Source organism: Qipengyuania vulgaris, from assembly GCF_009827325.1.
Lineage (GTDB): Bacteria > Pseudomonadota > Alphaproteobacteria > Sphingomonadales > Sphingomonadaceae > Qipengyuania > Qipengyuania vulgaris.
The window spans coordinates 517456-534444 of record NZ_WTYC01000001.1; the positions used below are offsets into that span (position 1 = coordinate 517456).

The window sequence follows — 16989 nt, forward strand, 5'->3', positions numbered from 1 at the left end:
ACAGGAGACCGTCCATGAAAATCCTAGTCGCCGGAGCTACCGGCAACACCGGCCTGCGCCTCGTCAGCGAGCTTTGCGAACGCGGCCATGAACCCATCGCGCTCGTAAGATCATCGTCCGATACGGAGAACCTGCCGAAAGGCGTGACACAGCGAGAGGGAGATCTTACCGACCTCGAAGACGATGTAACAAAGGGCTACGAAGTCGTCATCTTTGCTGCCGGTTCGGGCGGCGATACCGGCCCGGAAATGACCGACAAGGTCGACCGCGACGGCGCGATCAGCCTGATCGATATCGCCGAGAGAACCGGGGTGCGCCGTTTCGTGATGCTGAGTTCGGTGGGCGCCGACGATCCCGATCCGGACAGCGAACTGGCGCATTACCTCGAAGCGAAGCACGCGGCGGACGAGCGGCTGAAAAGCAGTTCGCTCGAATACGCGATCCTGCGACCAGTCGCCTTGACGGATGATGGTCCGACCGGATCAGTCAGGCTCGGTGACGACGTCGATCCAAAGGGAAAAGCCGCTCGCGGCGATGTCGCGGTACTACTCGCCGACGCAGCAGAGCAGGATGAATGGGTGGGCGCAATCCGACTGATGGAAACGGTCGGCTGAATTCACGCACTGAAGTACAAAGCGCCGCCCGTTCCTGTTCGAACGGGCGGCGCTTCTTGATCAGAGGGGGCGACGACTACCGCGGAGCCATGCGGATCGCGCCGTCAAGCCGGACGTCCTCGCCATTGAAGTAGCCGCATTCGATCATGGTCATGGCGAGCATGGCATATTCGTCCGGGTTGCCGAGACGCTTGGGGAACGGAACGCTGGCAGCCAGCGCCTCTTTCACCTGCGGGGGTGCGGCGTTCATCAGCGGCGTGTTGAAGATGCCGGGGAGGATGGTGTTCACCCGGATACCTTCGCTCATCAGGTCGCGCGCGATTGGCAGGGTCATGCCGATCACGCCGCCTTTTGATGCCGAATAGGCGGCCTGGCCCATCTGGCCGTCTTCACCGGCAACCGATGCAGTGTTGACGATCGCACCGCGATCGCCGTCTTCGCTCAACGGGTCGAGCGTCATCATGCCGGCGGCCGATTTCGCAATGCAGCGGAAGGTGCCGACAAGGTTCACCTGGATCACGAATTCAAAGGCCTGCAGCGGAAAGTGGCTGATTTCGCCCGTCTGCTTATCGCGTTTGGCAGTCTTGATCGCGTTGCCGATGCCTGCGCAGTTGACCAGAATCCGTTCCTGTCCGTGCGCCTCTCGCGCCTTGGCGAAACCGGCGTCTACATCTTCATCGCTGGTGACGTTTACCTTGCAGAAGATCCCGCCGATGTCCTTCGCGACGGCTTCGCCCTTCTCTTCGTTCATGTCGAAAATGGCGACCTTTGCGCCCCTGGCCGCGATGGCACGGGCAGTGGCTTCGCCAAGGCCCGATGCACCTCCGGTGACGACTGCGGGGGTATTGCTGCTAACTTCCATTGTATATCTACCTCTCGGTTCCGTTCGCCCTGAGCTTGTCGAAGGGCCGTACTTCTTTTGAAATCCCGCGCCATAAGAAAAGCGGTGCTTCGACAGGCTCAGCACGAACGGGATCGGGAGCAATTGTCTTCTTTAGAGCGCCTCGATGATCGTAACATTGGCGACACCGCCGCCTTCGCACATCGTCTGCAAGCCGTATTTCTTGCCGCGCGCTTTCAGAGCGTGAACCAGCGTGGCCATAAGCTTGGTCCCCGATGCACCGAGCGGATGGCCAAGCGCAATGGCACCGCCATTGACGTTCAGCTTCTCCGGATCCGCACCGGTATGCTTCAGCCATGCCAGCGGCACCGGCGCGAAGGCTTCGTTGACTTCGAACAGATCGATGTCGGAAATCTTCATGCCCGCGCGTTCAAGTGCACGGTCCGTAGCGAAAAGCGGCTCTTCCAGCATGATGACCGGATCACCGGCCGTGACAGTGAGGTTGTGAATGCGCGCCAGTGGCGTGAGTCCATATTCCTTTAGCGCCTTTTCGCTGACCACCAGCACCGCGCTGGAACCGTCGCAGATCTGGCTGCTCGAAGCGGCAGTGATGGTGCCTTCCGGACTGAGCAGCTTCACTCCTGCAATACTTTCCAGCGTGGCGTCGAAGCGAATGCCTTCGTCCACCGTATGCATCTCGGTGCCTTCGGCGGTATCGATCTCCACCGGCACGATTTCGCCCTGGAATGCGCCGGAGCGGGTTGCCTCGATCGCCTTCTCATGACTGGACAAGGCAAAGCGGTCGAGATCGTCCTTGGTGAAGCCATGCTTCTTCACGATCATCTCCGCGCCCATGAACTGAGACCACTGGATGCCGGGATATTTCTCTTCGAGACCCGGCGATTTGTAGTTCCCCAGACCCTCTTTCATATGGAACATCGCGGTCGAACCCATGGGCACCCGCGTCATGCTCTCCACTCCGCTGGCGATGACGACATCCTGCGTTCCGCTCATCACCGCCTGCGCAGCAAACTGGATCGCCTGCTGGCTGGAGCCGCACTGACGGTCGATGGTCACGGCGGGTACCCCCTCGCCGAGGCGCTTGCTGGCAAGAACGGCATTTCGTCCCACCTGCATCGCCTGTTCGCCGCCCTGGCTGACGCAGCCCATGACGACATCGTCGACGGCCTTTGCCTCCAGCCCCGAACGCTCCATCACCGCATCGAGCGATTGCGCTGCCAAGTCGACCGGATGGACCCCGGCAAGCCGCCCTCCCCGGCGTCCGCCCGCAGTGCGTACGGCTTCGACGATATAGGCTTCGGGCATCGGTCTCTCCAGTTGCGTTGCAATTTGATACGGGACTATGGCCGCTTTCCGTTTACGTCAAGTGCGGCTTGCGGCGTTGGTTGGTGCCCTGTGCTTGCGGGGAGGCAGAGCGCATCGTAAGGCTTGGTCATGGCTGAAAAGAAGCTTTTCGAGATCAATCCCAACCTCGATCGAGCCGCGCTCGCCGAACGCTTTGCGCAAAACGGGCGCGTCCAGGTTCGCGATGTCCTGACCGAAGAAACGGCGCGCGAGATCCAGATGATCCTCGCGCGCGCAACCAAGTGGGGCATGGCGGTTCAGGCCGGCGACGGACCGGGAATCAAACCGCAAAGCTTCCGCCAGGAAGAAGTGCAGGCACCGGGTGGTGCCGAACGGGTCAACGCTGCGGCGATGGCAGCACATCAGGCATCTGCAAGGGGCGACTATGCCTTTCGGTTTGCGCAATATCCGATACTGACTGCGATCCAGGAAGGCTGGGATCCGGGCGGTCCGCACGAGTTGATCCTCGAATATATCAATGCACCCGAATTCCTTGATCTGGCCCGCGAGATCACCGCAACGCCTACACTGACCAAGGCCGATGGGCAGGCCTCGCTATTCGCACCCAACCACTATCTGGGACGTCACATCGACAGCCACGTCGCCGAAGGATGGCGCTTTGCCTACACCCTCAACTTTGCGCCGGACAACTGGCATCCGGATTGGGGAGGATACCTGCTGTTCCTTGATGAGGAGGGCGATATCGTCGAAGGCTTCCGCCCGCGATTCAACGCGCTCAATCTCTTCGCCGTGCCGACCAGCCACATGGTTTCCTATGTCCCTCCATTCGCACCGATGGGCCGTACAGCGATAGTCGGCTGGCTACGCGACAAGTGATGACGACTGCGCAAGACTGGTTTGCTCGCGCAATATCGGCAGAGCAGTCGGGAAATCTACAGGAGGGCTTGCGGCTTCTCGAACGGGGATTGGCCGAACATCCCGAGCATGCTCAGCTGCACAATTCCTTGGGATCTATGGCGATGCGCAGCGGCAATCCCCAAGCTGCAGACGCCGCCTTTTCCCGCGCACTCGCGCTCGAGCCACGTAACCTCGAATTTGTCATCAACCGAGCGATTGCTCTCGGGAAACGGGGGCTCCATCAAGAGGGGCTGGCTCTGCTTACAGAGCATGAGGAAAGCGGATCTCGCGAGGCGCGCTATTGGTCGGTCCGGGCAGCAACCGCGCGATCTGCTGGTCGGCCCGCGGAAGCGGCGGCGGCTTATGATCGCTGTCTTGCCATTGAACCCAGCCATGCAAAGGGTTTGCACGGTAGAGCCCGCACCGCACTTGATCGGGGCGAAGAAAATGCAGTTGCCCGCTTCGATGCGGCGTTGGCGGTCAACAGTTCGGAGGCCGATCTATGGCTGGGCAAAGCTCAGGCGCTGGATGTGGCCGGACAGCACACAGCCGCGCGCGATATTGCGGAACAACTCGTTACACAGGCGCCGCAGTGGCTGGAAGGACTGAAATTCCTTTCTCAGCTGCGCTTGGCCGCAGGAGAAAAGGACTTCGCCGCGCATTATCGCGAGGCGGCAAGGCGCGTTCCCACGGACCCAGGTATTCCTTCCGCCCATGCGGCAGTGCTGGCGGGGCTGGACTATAACGAGGAAGCCGCCGAAGTTTCAGCCGAAGCACGCAAGAGATTCAGCTCACTCCCATACTTTGCTCTCCTCGAAGCCATCCATGCCGGCGCTGCCGGCCAGCCTAAAAGGGCTGAAAAGATCTTTGCCGATCTCGACCTCGACACCAGCGAACGTGCCATCCACGAAGCGCGTCACAGGATCCGGATCGGCGAGTTGGCCCGGGCGGAAGCGCTGCTCGATACCGCGATCGGCGATGAATCCGTGTCGCATTCCGCCTACGCCCTGCTAGGCTTGGTCTGGCGGCTGAATGACGATCCCCGCGCGAATTGGCTACACGGTCAGGCAGGGCTGGTCCGGCTAATACCACTGCGCAACAGCGAGAACGTCCTGCCACCTGCCATCGAAACCTTGCACAAGCTTCACGAAAATTCGCCTCTCCCTCTCGGCCAGTCGCTGCGCGGAGGCACGCAAACGCGCCATATTCTGTTTCATCGGCATGAACCCGAGTTCGCCCGGTTGCAGGAAGCGATTGTCGGGACGCTGGAAGATTATCGAGCGGGTTTACCGCCTTATGACGAAACGCATCCACTCTTGCGCCACCGCAGCGCGCCATGGTCTCTGGCAGGATCCTGGTCGGTCAGGATGCATGGCGGAGGCGATTTCCACACATCGCATATCCACCCCCAGGGCATGCTGAGCTCCGCGCTTTACCTTATCGTTCCAGACCAGGCGAAATCCGCAAACCAGCAAGGGTGGCTTGAGATCGGGCGTCCTCCGCCCGACCTGGGACTGGACCTCGGACCGCTGACAACCATCGAACCGCAGGAAGGATGCCTAGCCCTGTTCCCAAGTACACTTTATCACGGGACCACCAGTTTCGGGAGGGGCTTGCGAATGACGGTAGCTTTCGACGTTGTAGCCGACGGTGTAGCTCGCCATGGATAGGGTGGAGAAAGAAAAGGCCTGGAAGGCCTTTTGGGAACGTCAGCAATCCTCAACGGCTGGATCCGTGGTCTCGTCCGGGCCGGATCCGATCACCCGGGCCCAATTCGATGCCTGGGCGGACTTTTCCGCACATCTTAAACAAGGCGCGCGGGTTCTAGATCTCGGAACGGGTGGCGGGAAGCTTGCCAAGATCCTGTTGCAGGCGCGGCCGGATTTATCGATCGTGGGGATAGACCTTTCCAGCCCCCTGCCCGCTGCGCCTGACGGGATAGAACTCATTGGCGGCATATCGATGGAAAACCTTCCCTTCCCCGACAGCCATTTCGATGCGGCAGTGAGTCAGTTTGGCTTTGAGTATGGCGATACGGATCTTATCTCCGATGAGATTCTCCGTGTCGTGAAAACCGGTAGTTCTATCGGGCTGATGGTCCATCTCGGCGGAGGGCCCATCCTTGCTCATAATCTCAAGCGAAAAGAGCAAATTCTTTGGGTAAAAGTCAAAAAGGGTCTCTTCGATTACGTGAAGGAGATGCTCCACGACGAGGACTCCGATCGACAAGCGGCGATAGGTTTAGCGCAGAACATGGCGGTTGATGGAGCGGCCCGCTTCGGCAAGGGTTCGGTAGCGTGGGAGCTACCCGAGGCCGTTCGGCGTACACTGATTATGGCACAAGGCGGAGCGCACGAAAACTTGGTCGCAACGCTGGATCTTATCTCGGATCAAGCAGAGGCTGAACTTGGACGGATAGCGTCGCTTGCAGACGCCTGCGCGGCTGCCGACAATCGAGAACACCTTCTGGTGGGATTCCAAAGGCAGGGTCGGTTACCGATCGAAACGGTCTCCGTGCGCCTACCCGGTGAACCTGCCTTCGCCGAACTGATTATCATGTAAGCTTGGCTCTGGACCGGCGCATTCACGCTGTTCCGCCTGCGACGAACTTCGCAAGCTGCAGTGCCAATAGAAAAAGGGCGGCGGACCGAAGTCCACCGCCCGTATTTACGCTACTTCGAACGTGTCGATCAGAACTTGAAGTTGATCGAGGCGAAGAAGTCGCGACCCAGCACGTCGAAGGTGCTCGGGTAAGTGTTGGCCTGCTCCTGGTTATCCCCAAGCAGCGTACCATTGTTGTCGCTCGACACGATGATACCGTTGAACGTCGGGGTCTGCGGCAGAGTATCGAACAGATTGTTCACACCGATGGTGAACGTGGTCGATTCGCTGGCCATGAACGAGAACGTCAGGTCGACCAGATCGTATGCCGGGATACGCTCTACACCGTTGAAGTCGTTGTAGTTCACCGTATCGTCGTCGTCTTCGACGCCCGAAAGATGACGCCAACGAACCGAGGTCGTGAGCGGACCGTCGATGAACGATGCACGAGCCGTCCACTTGAACGAAGCGGTCGGATCGCCGCACTCGACGCCAAAGCGGCCGTCGCATACGATCGTACGTTCGAGATCAGCAACCGGACGGAAGCTGTTGCTTTCGGTCCAAGTTCCCAAGAACGACAGGTTGAGATCCTGCTCACCCGTGCCGGTCAGCAGCGAGAACGGGAGAACCGTGCTGTAGGTCGCCTGAAGGTCGACACCAGAGACAGAATATTCTGCAACGTTCACACCTGCCACGAGCGGCGGGTTATCGACAGTAATCGTACCGTCTCCGTTACGGGTACCCACGAACGGCTCACAGACCGGGCTGTTGAGGTCCTGAACTTCACCGAAGCAGAGGTTCAGAAGACCGGCCAAGCTACCACCTGCGATCGAGATGAAGTCTTCGACCTTGATGTCGAAGTAATCGGCCGTAAGCGTGAAGCCCGGGAAGAAGCTCGGCTGAAGGACAACACCTGCCGTCCAGCTGGTCGAGGTTTCTTCCTGGAGGTCCGGGTTACCACCGAACAGGGCAGGGATCTGCGCGTTCGGCTGTACGACGTCACCGGTACCCAAGTTACCCGCAGGAACACCGTTCTGTACGCAAAGGTCACCGGCGCCGGGATTAGCGGCGAGGAAGTCCGCGCTACCGCACGGATCGGTTGCACCGGGGAAGCCGATTGCCTGTCCACCGAAGAGTTCGCCGACGTTAGGCGCACGAACTGCACGCTGATATTGACCACGCAGCGTGATATCCGGGATCGGCGAGAACTGCACGCCACCGGCGTAAGTCCAGGTTCCGCCAACAGCCTCAAGAGAATAGTCCGAATAACGCGCAGCGCCCGTAAGCTCGAGACGGGCACTGCCGAACTCGATCGGAATGTTCAATTCGCCGAAGACTTCCTTCACATCGTAAGCGCCTTCAGTCGGCGAGCCGGCATTGAAGCCGATCACGTCACCCGAAGCGAGTGCGGTGTCCGGAAGGAACTGCGAAGCGACCCTGCGGTACTCGCCACCTAGAGCGAAACCGACCGGCTCTGCGGTACCGATGGCGAAATCGCCAAACGTACCCGAGACGGTGCCTACAACGTTCTCGAGAGTCGAGATGTCGCCATTCTGTGCCTGGATCGAGATCTGATCGACCTGAGCCGGTGTGAGCGTGTTCAGACCGAAGATGTTGATCGCCGGAGCCGAACCGTCAAGCGCAGCCTGGAAAGCCGAACGCGAGATGTTGCCGGCCTGCACGTTGGCATTCCGGGTACGTGCATACATGTAGTACGCATCGTAGCTCAGGTAATCGTTGATCGGACCACGCATACCACCAAGGACGCGGAATGCGTTACGCTCGTCGAGCGAGTTACGCGAACCGGTTTCGATGACACGGCGGTTGATGCCGGTGCTGACAACACCCAGTTCTGCACCCGGAAGAGCACCGAAGCAGGGAGTGCCGTCTTCAGGCACCATGCCGCCCGGACCGCAATAGCCGAGGCTGTCGTTGAATGCCTGACGCTGGGCAGCAGCGGCTGCCTCACGCTGGTCGAGAATGTTCAACTCATCGATCGCAGCTTGATCAAGGAACGGCGAAACAGCGTCGATGTTGACGTTATAGGTGCCGGTAACCGGGGTAGCAGCAAGTTCCTGCGCCACACGGTTGTTCACAAAAGCAACTTCCGTGTACATCGTGTGCCCGCCGCCGATATCGTAATCGGCATAACCACCGATCAGATAACGTTCCTGCGGGAGCTGGAGATAGTTGGCCGGAGCATAGTTGTAGGTGTAGCCGTTGCCGTCACCGAGCGTTCCCGGCGTGAAGAATACGCCGTTATCGACCAATAGGCCCTGAGCCAGCGGAGCGGTTACAGCTGCTTCACCGGCATCGGATGTATCGCCGTCACCGTTGAGATCGAGCGCGGGACGGACCGTGGTGGTTGCCGAAGCGTTGATGCGGCCTTCAGGAACAGTGCCCGAACCGAACTGCTGCAACGGCGCACCGAAGGATTCACCACCAAGGGCGAAGTTCGAGAATCCGCGGTCCGACTGGAAGATCGAGCTGCGGTTGAAGTATTCCGCAAATACGGTTGCGTTACCACGGCCATCGTCGAAGCTAGTGCCGATCGCACCATGCACTTCGTAACGGGCGCCATCGCCACGTTCAGTGATCGAGTACTGACCGCCGAGCTCGACACCTTCGATGTCGCGCAAACGGAAGTTAACGACGCCAGCAAGCGCATCCGAACCGTAAACGGCCGAAGCACCACCGGTAACAACATCGACACTGTCGAGCAAGAAGGACGGGATGGTGTTGAGGTCGACGATCTGGGCAGTATCGTAGAACATCCAGCGACGGTCGTTCACGAGGACCAGTGTACGGGCGGCACCGAGACCACGAAGGTTCAGGGTCGCAGCACCGTTGCCCGGGTTATTCGAGAACGAAGTGGTTCCCGGAATGACCTGCGGCAGGGTGTTGATCACGTTTTCGACGTTGACCGTACCCGACAGTTCGAATTCTTCGTCCTGCACAACAGCGACAGGAGCAGCCGTTTCGACGTTGCGACGCGCAATGCGCGAACCCGTAACGATGATCGGCGCGATTTCAGCATCGGCAGCGCCCGGCTCAAGTGCAGGCTCGTTAACCTGTTCGTCAACCTGCGCATAGGCTGGCGAAACAACCATGGCACCGGCCATGATCGTGCCCGTCAGCAACGCGGCTTTGTTAAACTTGTAAGACATTTCTATCCCCTCTGAGGAGGGCACCATTTCGGTGCCCCATAAGAAAGTTGATCCAGAAACTAGTCTGAATATGCGGGGCGTACTTCAACGGCGCGTTCCACTGCAATCTCAGATGCGAGGAAGCGGTATGGAAATCCGCGAGTGTGACAATGGAGTCACAGTTGACTTTGGTGACCGAATCCCGGCGAGTAGGAGGGCATTTGCCGATCGAGAGGATTATCCGGTGACCAATTTCATGAGCATATTCCGCGCAACAGGCATATCCACTTTGGCAGTGGCTGCGTGTGTTGCAGCTCCTGCGAACGCTCAAGATGCGGAAGATCGCGGGAATCAGCTCCAAGCTTTGCGCGATTGCCGCACAATCGAGCAAAACGAGGCGCGTCTAGCGTGTTTCGATGCGGCCGTGGATAGTGTGATTGCACGTCAGGACAGCGGCGAGTTGCAGGTGCTGGACAAAGAAGATGTTGCCGAGACCCGACGGGGCCTATTCGGCTTCAGCCTACCCAAAATCGGCATCTTTGCCTCTGACGACGAAAAAGAAAACACGATTCTGCAGTCGCGGATAACCGGGTTGCGCCGCCTTCGCAGCGATCACTGGGAAATCGAGATTTCGGAAGGTAGTGTCTGGAGAGCCACAAACACTCCGCGCCAGTTCAGGCCCGAAGTCGGAGACGAGATCGAGTTGGAAAAAGCTGCCATGGCCTCGTATTGGCTGCGAGTGAACGGGGCGCTGGGCGTTAAGGCTAGCCGTATTCGATGATCACGGCCAGGCCTGCGAACAAAGTCCTGAATTCCTAGCCCTCAAGAACGATATTCCTCAAGTCTCATGATTCCAGATGTCGAGTCCAATCCTGAATGGATACCGCACGCGCTCAATTCGGAGACACGAACGGTCGAGTTCCTCAGGGTTCCCGAGGAAAGGTATTCCGCAGCCGGGTTTCTTTTTGAGTACGCACCGACCGACCCCGCCGACCGAATCTCGATATCGTTCGATCAGGTGAGCGAAATGGAGGTCGATGCTTTGCCCCTCCATTTCATTTTCCACACGGCGTTCTGTCGTTCGACGCTGCTGGCCCGGGCGCTGAACATTCCCGGCATTTCGATGGGCATGAGCGAGCCCGGCATCATTGCGAGCCTTGCATCCGGCGGCCCCGGGGTAGAGCCGCTCATTAAGCCATTGCTGCGGTTGCTGGGCCGAAAGAAGGCTGGAATCGACGCGATCTTCGTCAAATCAACAAATCACGCCAATCGCCTAGTTCCAAAGTTGCTCGGCGCTCAGCCTGACGCTCGCGCGGTGCTGATGACCAATTCGGTCGCGCCATTCTTGCAAAGCGTGCGCAAGCGCGGCTTGATGGGGCACCGCTGGGGGCGCCGATTATATCTCGAACTGCAGAACTATACCGGTGTCGACCTTGGCATGTCGCCCGAAGAGCAGTTTTCGATGACCGACCTGCAGGCTGCCGGCCTTGCCTGGCTTCTCAGCCAGTACTACTTCACCCGCCTCGCAACGGGCGATTTCAAGGATAGAGTGCGCACGCTCGACGGCGATTTCTTCAACGAGAATCGCGGCGAAACCATTCGGGCAGTCCTCGCATTTGGCGGCGTCGATCTTGGCGAACACACTGCCGAGGTCCTTGGGGCAAACCCGGCGTTTACGAACCATTCCAAGCTTGGCGGCCCGATGGTCGAAACCACTGCAGACAAGCCGACATCAGAAGAAATCGAGCAGGTTGAGCACTGGCTGGGGCTCATTGCCGGGCAGATGGATGTTGACATGCCCTTACGCCAGACCTTGCTTTAGAATCGAAAAACCCGTGGGCCGACGGATATGCCCGATAATCCGCGTCGAGTTTCGCGACTTCATACAAAAAAGCCCGGCACTGCGGCCGGGCTTTTAGTTTTACAGGACCTGAGGCCTCAAAGGCCGCCCGGTCCGCAATCGTTCGCTAGGAAGTCCAGCATCTTCGTATAGAACTGCGTCTGATGCTCGTACATCAGCGTGTTGTAGAAGTGATCGGCACCTTTCAGCGTAAGGTACTGGGCATCAGTCTTGCCGGCCTCTTCCATCGCATCGCGATAGTCGGTCATGTTGAAATAGAGCACCCGTGCGTCGACGTCACCATGAACCATCAACAAAGGCACGTTGACCTTCGAAACTTCATCGATCGGATTGATGCCAATCATGCCGCGACGCTGCGCCCAATCATCGATAGCTTTCGGGCTATAGGGATTCCGGCGTAGCTTGTAGACCTTCTCGGGATCCGCAACGGCGGCGCCAGCGATGACGCACTGGTACACATTCGGGTCGCGCGAAGCGGCCACGAGCGCGGCATAGCCCCCATAGGACCAACCGAACATCGCCACACGGTCGGGATCCACGAGACCCTGGTCGATCAGATATTTCGCGCCGTCGTCCTTGTCGTCCTGCATGGCGAGCCCGTGCTGCCCATAGGCGGAATCGAACAATTCCTGACCCCAGCCAACTGACATGCGGTATTGCGGCTGGAGCACCATATAGCCGGCATTTGCCAGCAACTGGCCCCATTCGTCGTAACCGATGACCTCGTTCACATGAGGGCCGCCATGCGGAAGTACGACGAGCGGGAATGGTCCCTCACCCTTGGGCTTCGTGACGTAGCCCGCAATCATCTTGCCATCGCGCGCCTGATAGCGAATGAATTCCACGTCGGAGAGTTGTTCTGGCTGGATCAGCGGGTTGCGGCTGCCGAGTTTCGACATCCGGCCATCCTTGATCAGCCAGTACGACCCCGGATCGCGCGGCCCGGAATTGTAGACCACCATCGTATTGCCATCGCGCGAACGGCTGGTGATCGAGACTGCGTGAGACTGGGGAATCTGCGCCTCGAGCGCATCGTATAAAGCCTTCTCCTCGGCATCGAACCACACGCGTTCGCGCTTGGCCCATGGATAACGAGCTGCCACAAGCGTGTCATTACCGGGAATCGAGTGGGTTTGTGTCCACATGATATCGGCCTGGTCGGTGGCGGCAAGCTTCTCACCGAACTGGCCGGTATTGAAATCGAATTCCCACAGCGCGGCTTTGTCCTCGCCACGGTTGTCGATCACATAGCCGATATTGGGATTTTCGGGATCAAACCCCTTGAGGCCCATGAAACCGCTAAGCACGCGATAGAGATTTTCGTGCTCACCTTGGTCATAGCGTTGAAATTCTTTCCACGAGCTGTCGCCGGGCGAACGGTAGTAGGTAATCTGCTCCTTCGATCCCTGATCGTAGCCTTCGGTCCAGCGCGGATTGCCGTCATTGTCGAACACCGCGTCGGGGTATTTCTCACTCCCCTTGAGCACGAGCGAGCGAGCGCCCGTCTTGAGATTGAAACGGTAATAAGAGCGCGGACGGAAGGCGGCGAAGGGATCCACGCCCGTTGCGTCTGCGACGGCATTGCCCGAAGAAACCAGGATGTGGTCAGGTTCATTGGGAAGCAAGTTAGCGAGTCCGAAATTTCCCGGCAACTCTGCGAATTTGTTCGTATCGAGATTGTAGGAAAATGCCTTGTAGTCATAAGTCCCCTCCTCGGGACCATTCACCCTGCTGCGGTTCTGCTCCCAGGCAGTGCCGAAGATGTAGTTATCGCTCACCCACTGCACCTGGATGATTTCCATCGGGTCGGCGTTTAGGCGGCGGAACGGTTTCGACATGTCGTCGATCTTGTAGATCTCGAGGAGATACTCGCCTTCCTTGCTTTCGAGCTTTTGAACTAGCACGTGCTTGCCGTCAGGCGATACTTCGACTGCATTCACAACGTCGCGCAGTGCCCACACGTCAAGTGGGACGGTCGGTTGGCCGGAGATGGCGGTTTGCGCCAGTCCAGGCACGGCCGGCAGAGCGAGGCAGAGCGCACCTGCCGCTGCTGCCATGAGGGTTGATCTAAACTTTTTCATAAAGGCGACTCTCACAAGATCCTACATTTGTCGAAAGTAAAAAGGGCGGCTCCAGCACTGAAGCTGGAGCCGCCCTCATTTACACGTTCAAGATGAACGACATCAGAAGTCGAAGCGAACCGATGCGAAGAACTCGCGTCCGTCGTAATCGTATCCGTTACCAATCGCGGTGTTGGCGATCGACAGAACTTCACTCGGATCCACCAATGGCGGAGCAGTGTTGAAGATGTTGTCGACGCCCGCAATGACAGTGAACCGATCGGCACGATAGCGGATCGATGCCGTGTGCAGGAACTGCTCGTCGGCAAAATCGACGTCACGACAGAATACGCCGTCTCCTGCAACTACACCGTTAGCAGAACCAGCACCCGTGCAAGTATCGCTAACAGCGTTCGGAGCGGGCGTGTCGTCGGTAATCGGCTGACCATCCGGACGGTTGTTGAACGCGTCGCTGAATTCATCTTGGATATCTTCGTCCAATTCAACCGGCCCCGTATAGCGGGTCTGCCAAGTGAAACGGAACTTATCGATATCTGCTGTAAAGGTCAGTCGACCAGTCCACTTCGGCAGGCCGAACTCACCAGCATCCTCGTCGAACGTCGGCTCGCCATCATCTCCAATGAACAAAGAGCTACGTTCGATAAGATGGTTTGCGCTCAGATTGAGGCCCAGGTCGATCAGTTGTCCGAAAGCGCCTACTTCCTTGCCGACGAAACCATTAATGTCGACACCACGAACACTTTCTTGGTTCAAGTTAATGAACCCGGCTTCGACATCCGAGATCAACATCCGGCCATTCGGATCATATGTCAGACGATCACAGAACGGGCTGCGCGAATCTGCTTCCCGCAATGCGAAGCAGTCATTGACAATGAATTGCGACGCGGGCTCGATAATCGAGTCCTTCAGTTTGATATCGAAGTAGCTGGCGCCAAGGCTCATGTCGAAGCCGTCACCAAACGTCTCCTCGAAAGCGAAGCCTGCAGTAATCGAACGGGAAGTTTCCGGTTCGATATCCAAACTGCCTCCGGAAGCAATCTCGGCACTCGCGAACTGGGTCGTGTCCGTCGGAGTCGTGCCGACTGTAAAGGGATCGCGACCTTCTCTGATACAGCTATCGATTACGCTCTGTTCACGAGTGTCTTCGGCCGCATCATAACCGCCTTCGCCGTCAAGGATGGGCGAGTAAGCGGCGGCTGGGACCGCACAAGGATCGAACAGCCCATTATTGAAACCACTCTGCCCGGCGAGGAAGTTCTCGCGGAGGTTGGGGGCTCGGAATGATGTCCCGTAGCTGAACTTCAGCAGCAGCGGATCAATCGGACGCCATCCTGCCTTGACGGCATAGGTAAAGTTCGTTCCGTAGAATTCTTCGTCCGTCACACGGCCCGAGAGATTGACGTTGAGTTCCCTGACCCACGGCTTTCCAGCCTGAAGAGGTATATCGATCTCGCCGAATGCTTCCTTGATTTCCTTGCTGCCTACTGCGCCCTTATCGGCGAAGAAGCCATAGAAGAGACCGTTAGAAGCGACTGCATCCGGCTGCGAGTCGATCTCATCCTTCCGATATTCAAGGCCCAGCACCGCACCGACAGGTCCGGCCGGCAGCGTGAAAAGGTCACCTGTGACAAAGGCGGACAACAGGGTTTGCTCATACACTGTGTCGAAAGAGCGTACCCCGAAAAGATAGTCGGTCTCGGCTTGGCTGGAGAACGTACCGATCGCATTGCCGAGCAAACTTCCAGCGAACAGGTTAACCGGCACGCAGCCTTCCGTAAGATCCGGAAGTGCAGCGCCGGGATTTGCAAGATTAGCCACATCGCATGCGCCGCCTGGTAGCAGGTTTATCGGCTGGTTATTGTAGTCATCCGCGATACCGTCACCATCGTTGTCGAATATCCCGTCGCCATTATAGTCGGCGGTTGGATCCTGACCGAGAGCGAGGAGCAGCTTGTCTTCGCGAATACCACGGCGAACCGAGCTACCTTCAGCCCGCGAGTAAACCAGCGACGTGTCGAAGGTCCAGCTTGAGCCGATGAACGGCAGGTCTCCACGGACACCGAGAACACCGCGGTACTGTTCCTGAACCACGTCGGTATTGTCACGATCGCCCTGCACCGAAAAAACGGGCTGAGTATTAAGGGAGGTACCAGTCGCAAGCGCGTTGGGCGTTCCCGGAGCGAAACCCTCGTACTCATTGTTCGCAGCCCGGCAATCAACACCAAATTCAATGTTGCAAGGGTTGAACGGATTGCTTCCCGAAACGACCGGGAACACCTGCGCTGCGCCTGTATTATCGGCGAAAATTTCAGCCCTTGTGTAATTTGCTTCGAAATAAGGCGTAATGTTGCCCGCACCCGCAAGGGTGTATTCACCGTAAGCCATCACATTGTAGAGCTTCTGCTCGCTCAGGAATACCTCGTCCGGATCAGCACCATTTCGGTTGAAACCGTTAGGAAAGTCGACATCACGGAAGCCGTCTCCGTCGGAATCGACATTGCGTCCGAAGGCATCCCGGAAAATGCTGTAATTCGGAACACCAGAGTTGGCGATTTCGGGCTGATACCAGAGATTTCCGAAATAGGTGCCGGGCGCCAAAATGCGTCCGACTTGACTTGTGACGACACAATCCTGCTCAATAACGGAAATGTCTCCGCCACTCTGAGACTGAACAACGGCGTTGCTACGCAGGTCGGTCGTAAGAATTTGGCCATCTTCGGTGAATTCGCGATGTGTTGCGCAGCCTTGGAAAAAGTCGCGGTCACGCAGGCGGATTTCGTCGCGATAGTCGTATTCCGCACCAATCCCGATAAAACCACGATCGAAATTCAAGCCGTAAGCACCGCTGATGGTATAGTCTTCGCCGGAGCCCTGCGGATTGATTTCGCCGCGTGCATAAAGCTCAAGGCCATCAAAGTCCTTACGGAGGATTACGTTACCGACACCAGCGACAGCATCCGACCCGTAGATCGAGGATGCGCCGTCCAGCAGCAAGTCGTAGCGATCAATCAAAGAGCCCGGAAGGAGGTTGATCGAAGGGTTGGTCGGCGCGCCTTCTACGCCGGCGGGCGCAAGCCGACGACCATTGACGAGAAGCAGCGTACGATCGGCACCCAGACCACGCAGGTTTAGCGTCTGCGAACCCGGGCCGTTATCAAGCACGAAACCCTGGAAGGTGGCATCAATCTGCTGGCCAGAAGCGCTTTCCGAACGCTGGAGAATCTGTGAAGGGTCGAACAGACCAGTCTCGTTCGAAGCTTCAGTAGTGATGACTTGGAGCGGTGAAATGCTGCTGTATGTATCTCGCTTAATGCGCGAGCCGGTCACAACGATGGCGCCTTCAGTCTGCTGACCGGTAGCACCAGTATCCGTTACGTCGACGACCTCGTCGGTGTTACCGTCATTGCTCGATACGCCATCGGGAGCGGTGTCTTGCAGAACACATTCACCATCGACGTCATCGTAGCCTTCGGCGCAGTCAGCGTCCTGAGCGAACGCTTGGCCACCCGTAACGAGAGCCAGAGCGGACACCGAGACGGCGAGACCCTTTATAGTAGTTGTATGAATTTTTCGCATTTTGAACTCCAGTTGCGACAACCGGAACTGCGCTCCCACCCAACGG

At 58.0% G+C, this 16989-nt stretch carries 11 protein-coding genes; 6 read left to right on the top strand and 5 right to left on the bottom strand.

The window, feature by feature from the left end; all coding sequences use genetic code 11:
• Positions 1–14 precede the first annotated feature (14 nt).
• Entirely contained in the window at positions 15–614 is a 600-nt protein-coding gene (locus GRI69_RS02610) for an SDR family oxidoreductase (RefSeq protein WP_160726747.1), read from the top strand.
• 76 nt (positions 615–690) lie between these two features.
• On the opposite strand, the gene GRI69_RS02615 is transcribed toward GRI69_RS02610, so the two are convergent.
• Positions 691–1476, bottom strand: a complete 786-nt coding sequence (locus GRI69_RS02615; RefSeq protein ID WP_160726748.1) for an SDR family NAD(P)-dependent oxidoreductase — start codon at positions 1474–1476, stop codon at positions 691–693.
• A 132-nt stretch (positions 1477–1608) separates the two neighbouring features.
• On the bottom strand, positions 1609–2781 hold the full coding sequence (locus GRI69_RS02620; RefSeq protein ID WP_160726749.1) for an acetyl-CoA C-acetyltransferase: 1173 nt from the start codon (positions 2779–2781) through the stop codon (positions 1609–1611).
• Positions 2782–2910: 129 nt separating this feature from the next.
• Here GRI69_RS02620 and GRI69_RS02625 point away from each other — a divergent pair, with 129 nt between their 5' ends.
• From GRI69_RS02625 to GRI69_RS02635, 3 genes are read left to right on the top strand one after another with little or no spacing between them, the layout of a single operon-like run.
• Positions 2911–3657 carry a 2OG-Fe(II) oxygenase gene (locus tag GRI69_RS02625; RefSeq protein ID WP_160726750.1) on the top strand — a complete coding sequence of 249 codons (747 nt, stop codon included), beginning with the start codon at positions 2911–2913 and terminating at the stop codon, positions 3655–3657.
• Positions 3657–5348: a 2OG-Fe(II) oxygenase family protein gene (locus GRI69_RS02630; RefSeq protein ID WP_160726751.1), complete on the top strand. Its 1692-nt coding sequence runs from the start codon at positions 3657–3659 to the stop codon at positions 5346–5348. The genes GRI69_RS02625 and GRI69_RS02630 overlap by 1 nt, the downstream gene beginning before the upstream one ends.
• Positions 5341–6240 (top strand): class I SAM-dependent methyltransferase, encoded by a 900-nt coding sequence (locus tag GRI69_RS02635; protein WP_160726752.1) that lies wholly within the window; start codon positions 5341–5343, stop codon positions 6238–6240. Before GRI69_RS02630 ends, GRI69_RS02635 begins: the two co-directional genes overlap by 8 nt.
• 128 nt (positions 6241–6368) lie before the next feature.
• Here the strand turns inward: GRI69_RS02635 and GRI69_RS02640 are convergent, their stop codons facing one another.
• Positions 6369–9446 carry a TonB-dependent receptor domain-containing protein gene (locus tag GRI69_RS02640; protein ID WP_160726753.1) on the bottom strand — a complete coding sequence of 1026 codons (3078 nt, stop codon included), beginning with the start codon at positions 9444–9446 and terminating at the stop codon, positions 6369–6371.
• 127 nt (positions 9447–9573) lie between these two features.
• On the opposite strand from GRI69_RS02640, the gene GRI69_RS02645 reads away from it, so the two are divergent.
• Both GRI69_RS02645 and GRI69_RS02650 read left to right on the top strand, forming a co-directional pair.
• On the top strand, positions 9574–10206 hold the full coding sequence (locus GRI69_RS02645) for a hypothetical protein (RefSeq protein ID WP_160726754.1): 633 nt from the start codon (positions 9574–9576) through the stop codon (positions 10204–10206).
• A 246-nt stretch (positions 10207–10452) separates the two neighbouring features.
• Positions 10453–11247, top strand: a complete 795-nt coding sequence (locus tag GRI69_RS02650; protein WP_237452897.1) for a hypothetical protein — start codon at positions 10453–10455, stop codon at positions 11245–11247.
• 116 nt (positions 11248–11363) lie between these two features.
• Here the strand turns inward: GRI69_RS02650 and GRI69_RS02655 are convergent, their stop codons facing one another.
• Both GRI69_RS02655 and GRI69_RS02660 read right to left on the bottom strand, forming a co-directional pair.
• Positions 11364–13367 (bottom strand): alpha/beta hydrolase family protein, encoded by a 2004-nt coding sequence (locus GRI69_RS02655; RefSeq protein WP_160726756.1) that lies wholly within the window; start codon positions 13365–13367, stop codon positions 11364–11366.
• Positions 13368–13469: 102 nt separating this feature from the next.
• A complete protein-coding gene (locus tag GRI69_RS02660; protein WP_160727025.1) occupies positions 13470–16943 on the bottom strand; it encodes a TonB-dependent receptor domain-containing protein in 3474 nt (1157 codons plus the stop codon).
• Between the last annotated feature and the right edge of the window lie 46 nt (positions 16944–16989).

Coding starts and splice junctions, on each gene's coding strand:
- GRI69_RS02610 (WP_160726747.1), top strand. CDS start 15: ATGAAAATCCTAGTCGCCGGAGCTACCGGCAACACCGGCCTGCGCCTC.
- GRI69_RS02615 (WP_160726748.1), bottom strand. CDS start 1,476: ATGGAAGTTAGCAGCAATACCCCCGCAGTCGTCACCGGAGGTGCATCG.
- GRI69_RS02620 (WP_160726749.1), bottom strand. CDS start 2,781: ATGCCCGAAGCCTATATCGTCGAAGCCGTACGCACTGCGGGCGGACGC.
- GRI69_RS02625 (WP_160726750.1), top strand. CDS start 2,911: ATGGCTGAAAAGAAGCTTTTCGAGATCAATCCCAACCTCGATCGAGCC.
- GRI69_RS02630 (WP_160726751.1), top strand. CDS start 3,657: ATGACGACTGCGCAAGACTGGTTTGCTCGCGCAATATCGGCAGAGCAG.
- GRI69_RS02635 (WP_160726752.1), top strand. CDS start 5,341: ATGGATAGGGTGGAGAAAGAAAAGGCCTGGAAGGCCTTTTGGGAACGT.
- GRI69_RS02640 (WP_160726753.1), bottom strand. CDS start 9,446: ATGTCTTACAAGTTTAACAAAGCCGCGTTGCTGACGGGCACGATCATG.
- GRI69_RS02645 (WP_160726754.1), top strand. CDS start 9,574: ATGGAAATCCGCGAGTGTGACAATGGAGTCACAGTTGACTTTGGTGAC.
- GRI69_RS02650 (WP_237452897.1), top strand. CDS start 10,453: ATGGAGGTCGATGCTTTGCCCCTCCATTTCATTTTCCACACGGCGTTC.
- GRI69_RS02655 (WP_160726756.1), bottom strand. CDS start 13,367: ATGAAAAAGTTTAGATCAACCCTCATGGCAGCAGCGGCAGGTGCGCTC.
- GRI69_RS02660 (WP_160727025.1), bottom strand. CDS start 16,943: ATGCGAAAAATTCATACAACTACTATAAAGGGTCTCGCCGTCTCGGTG.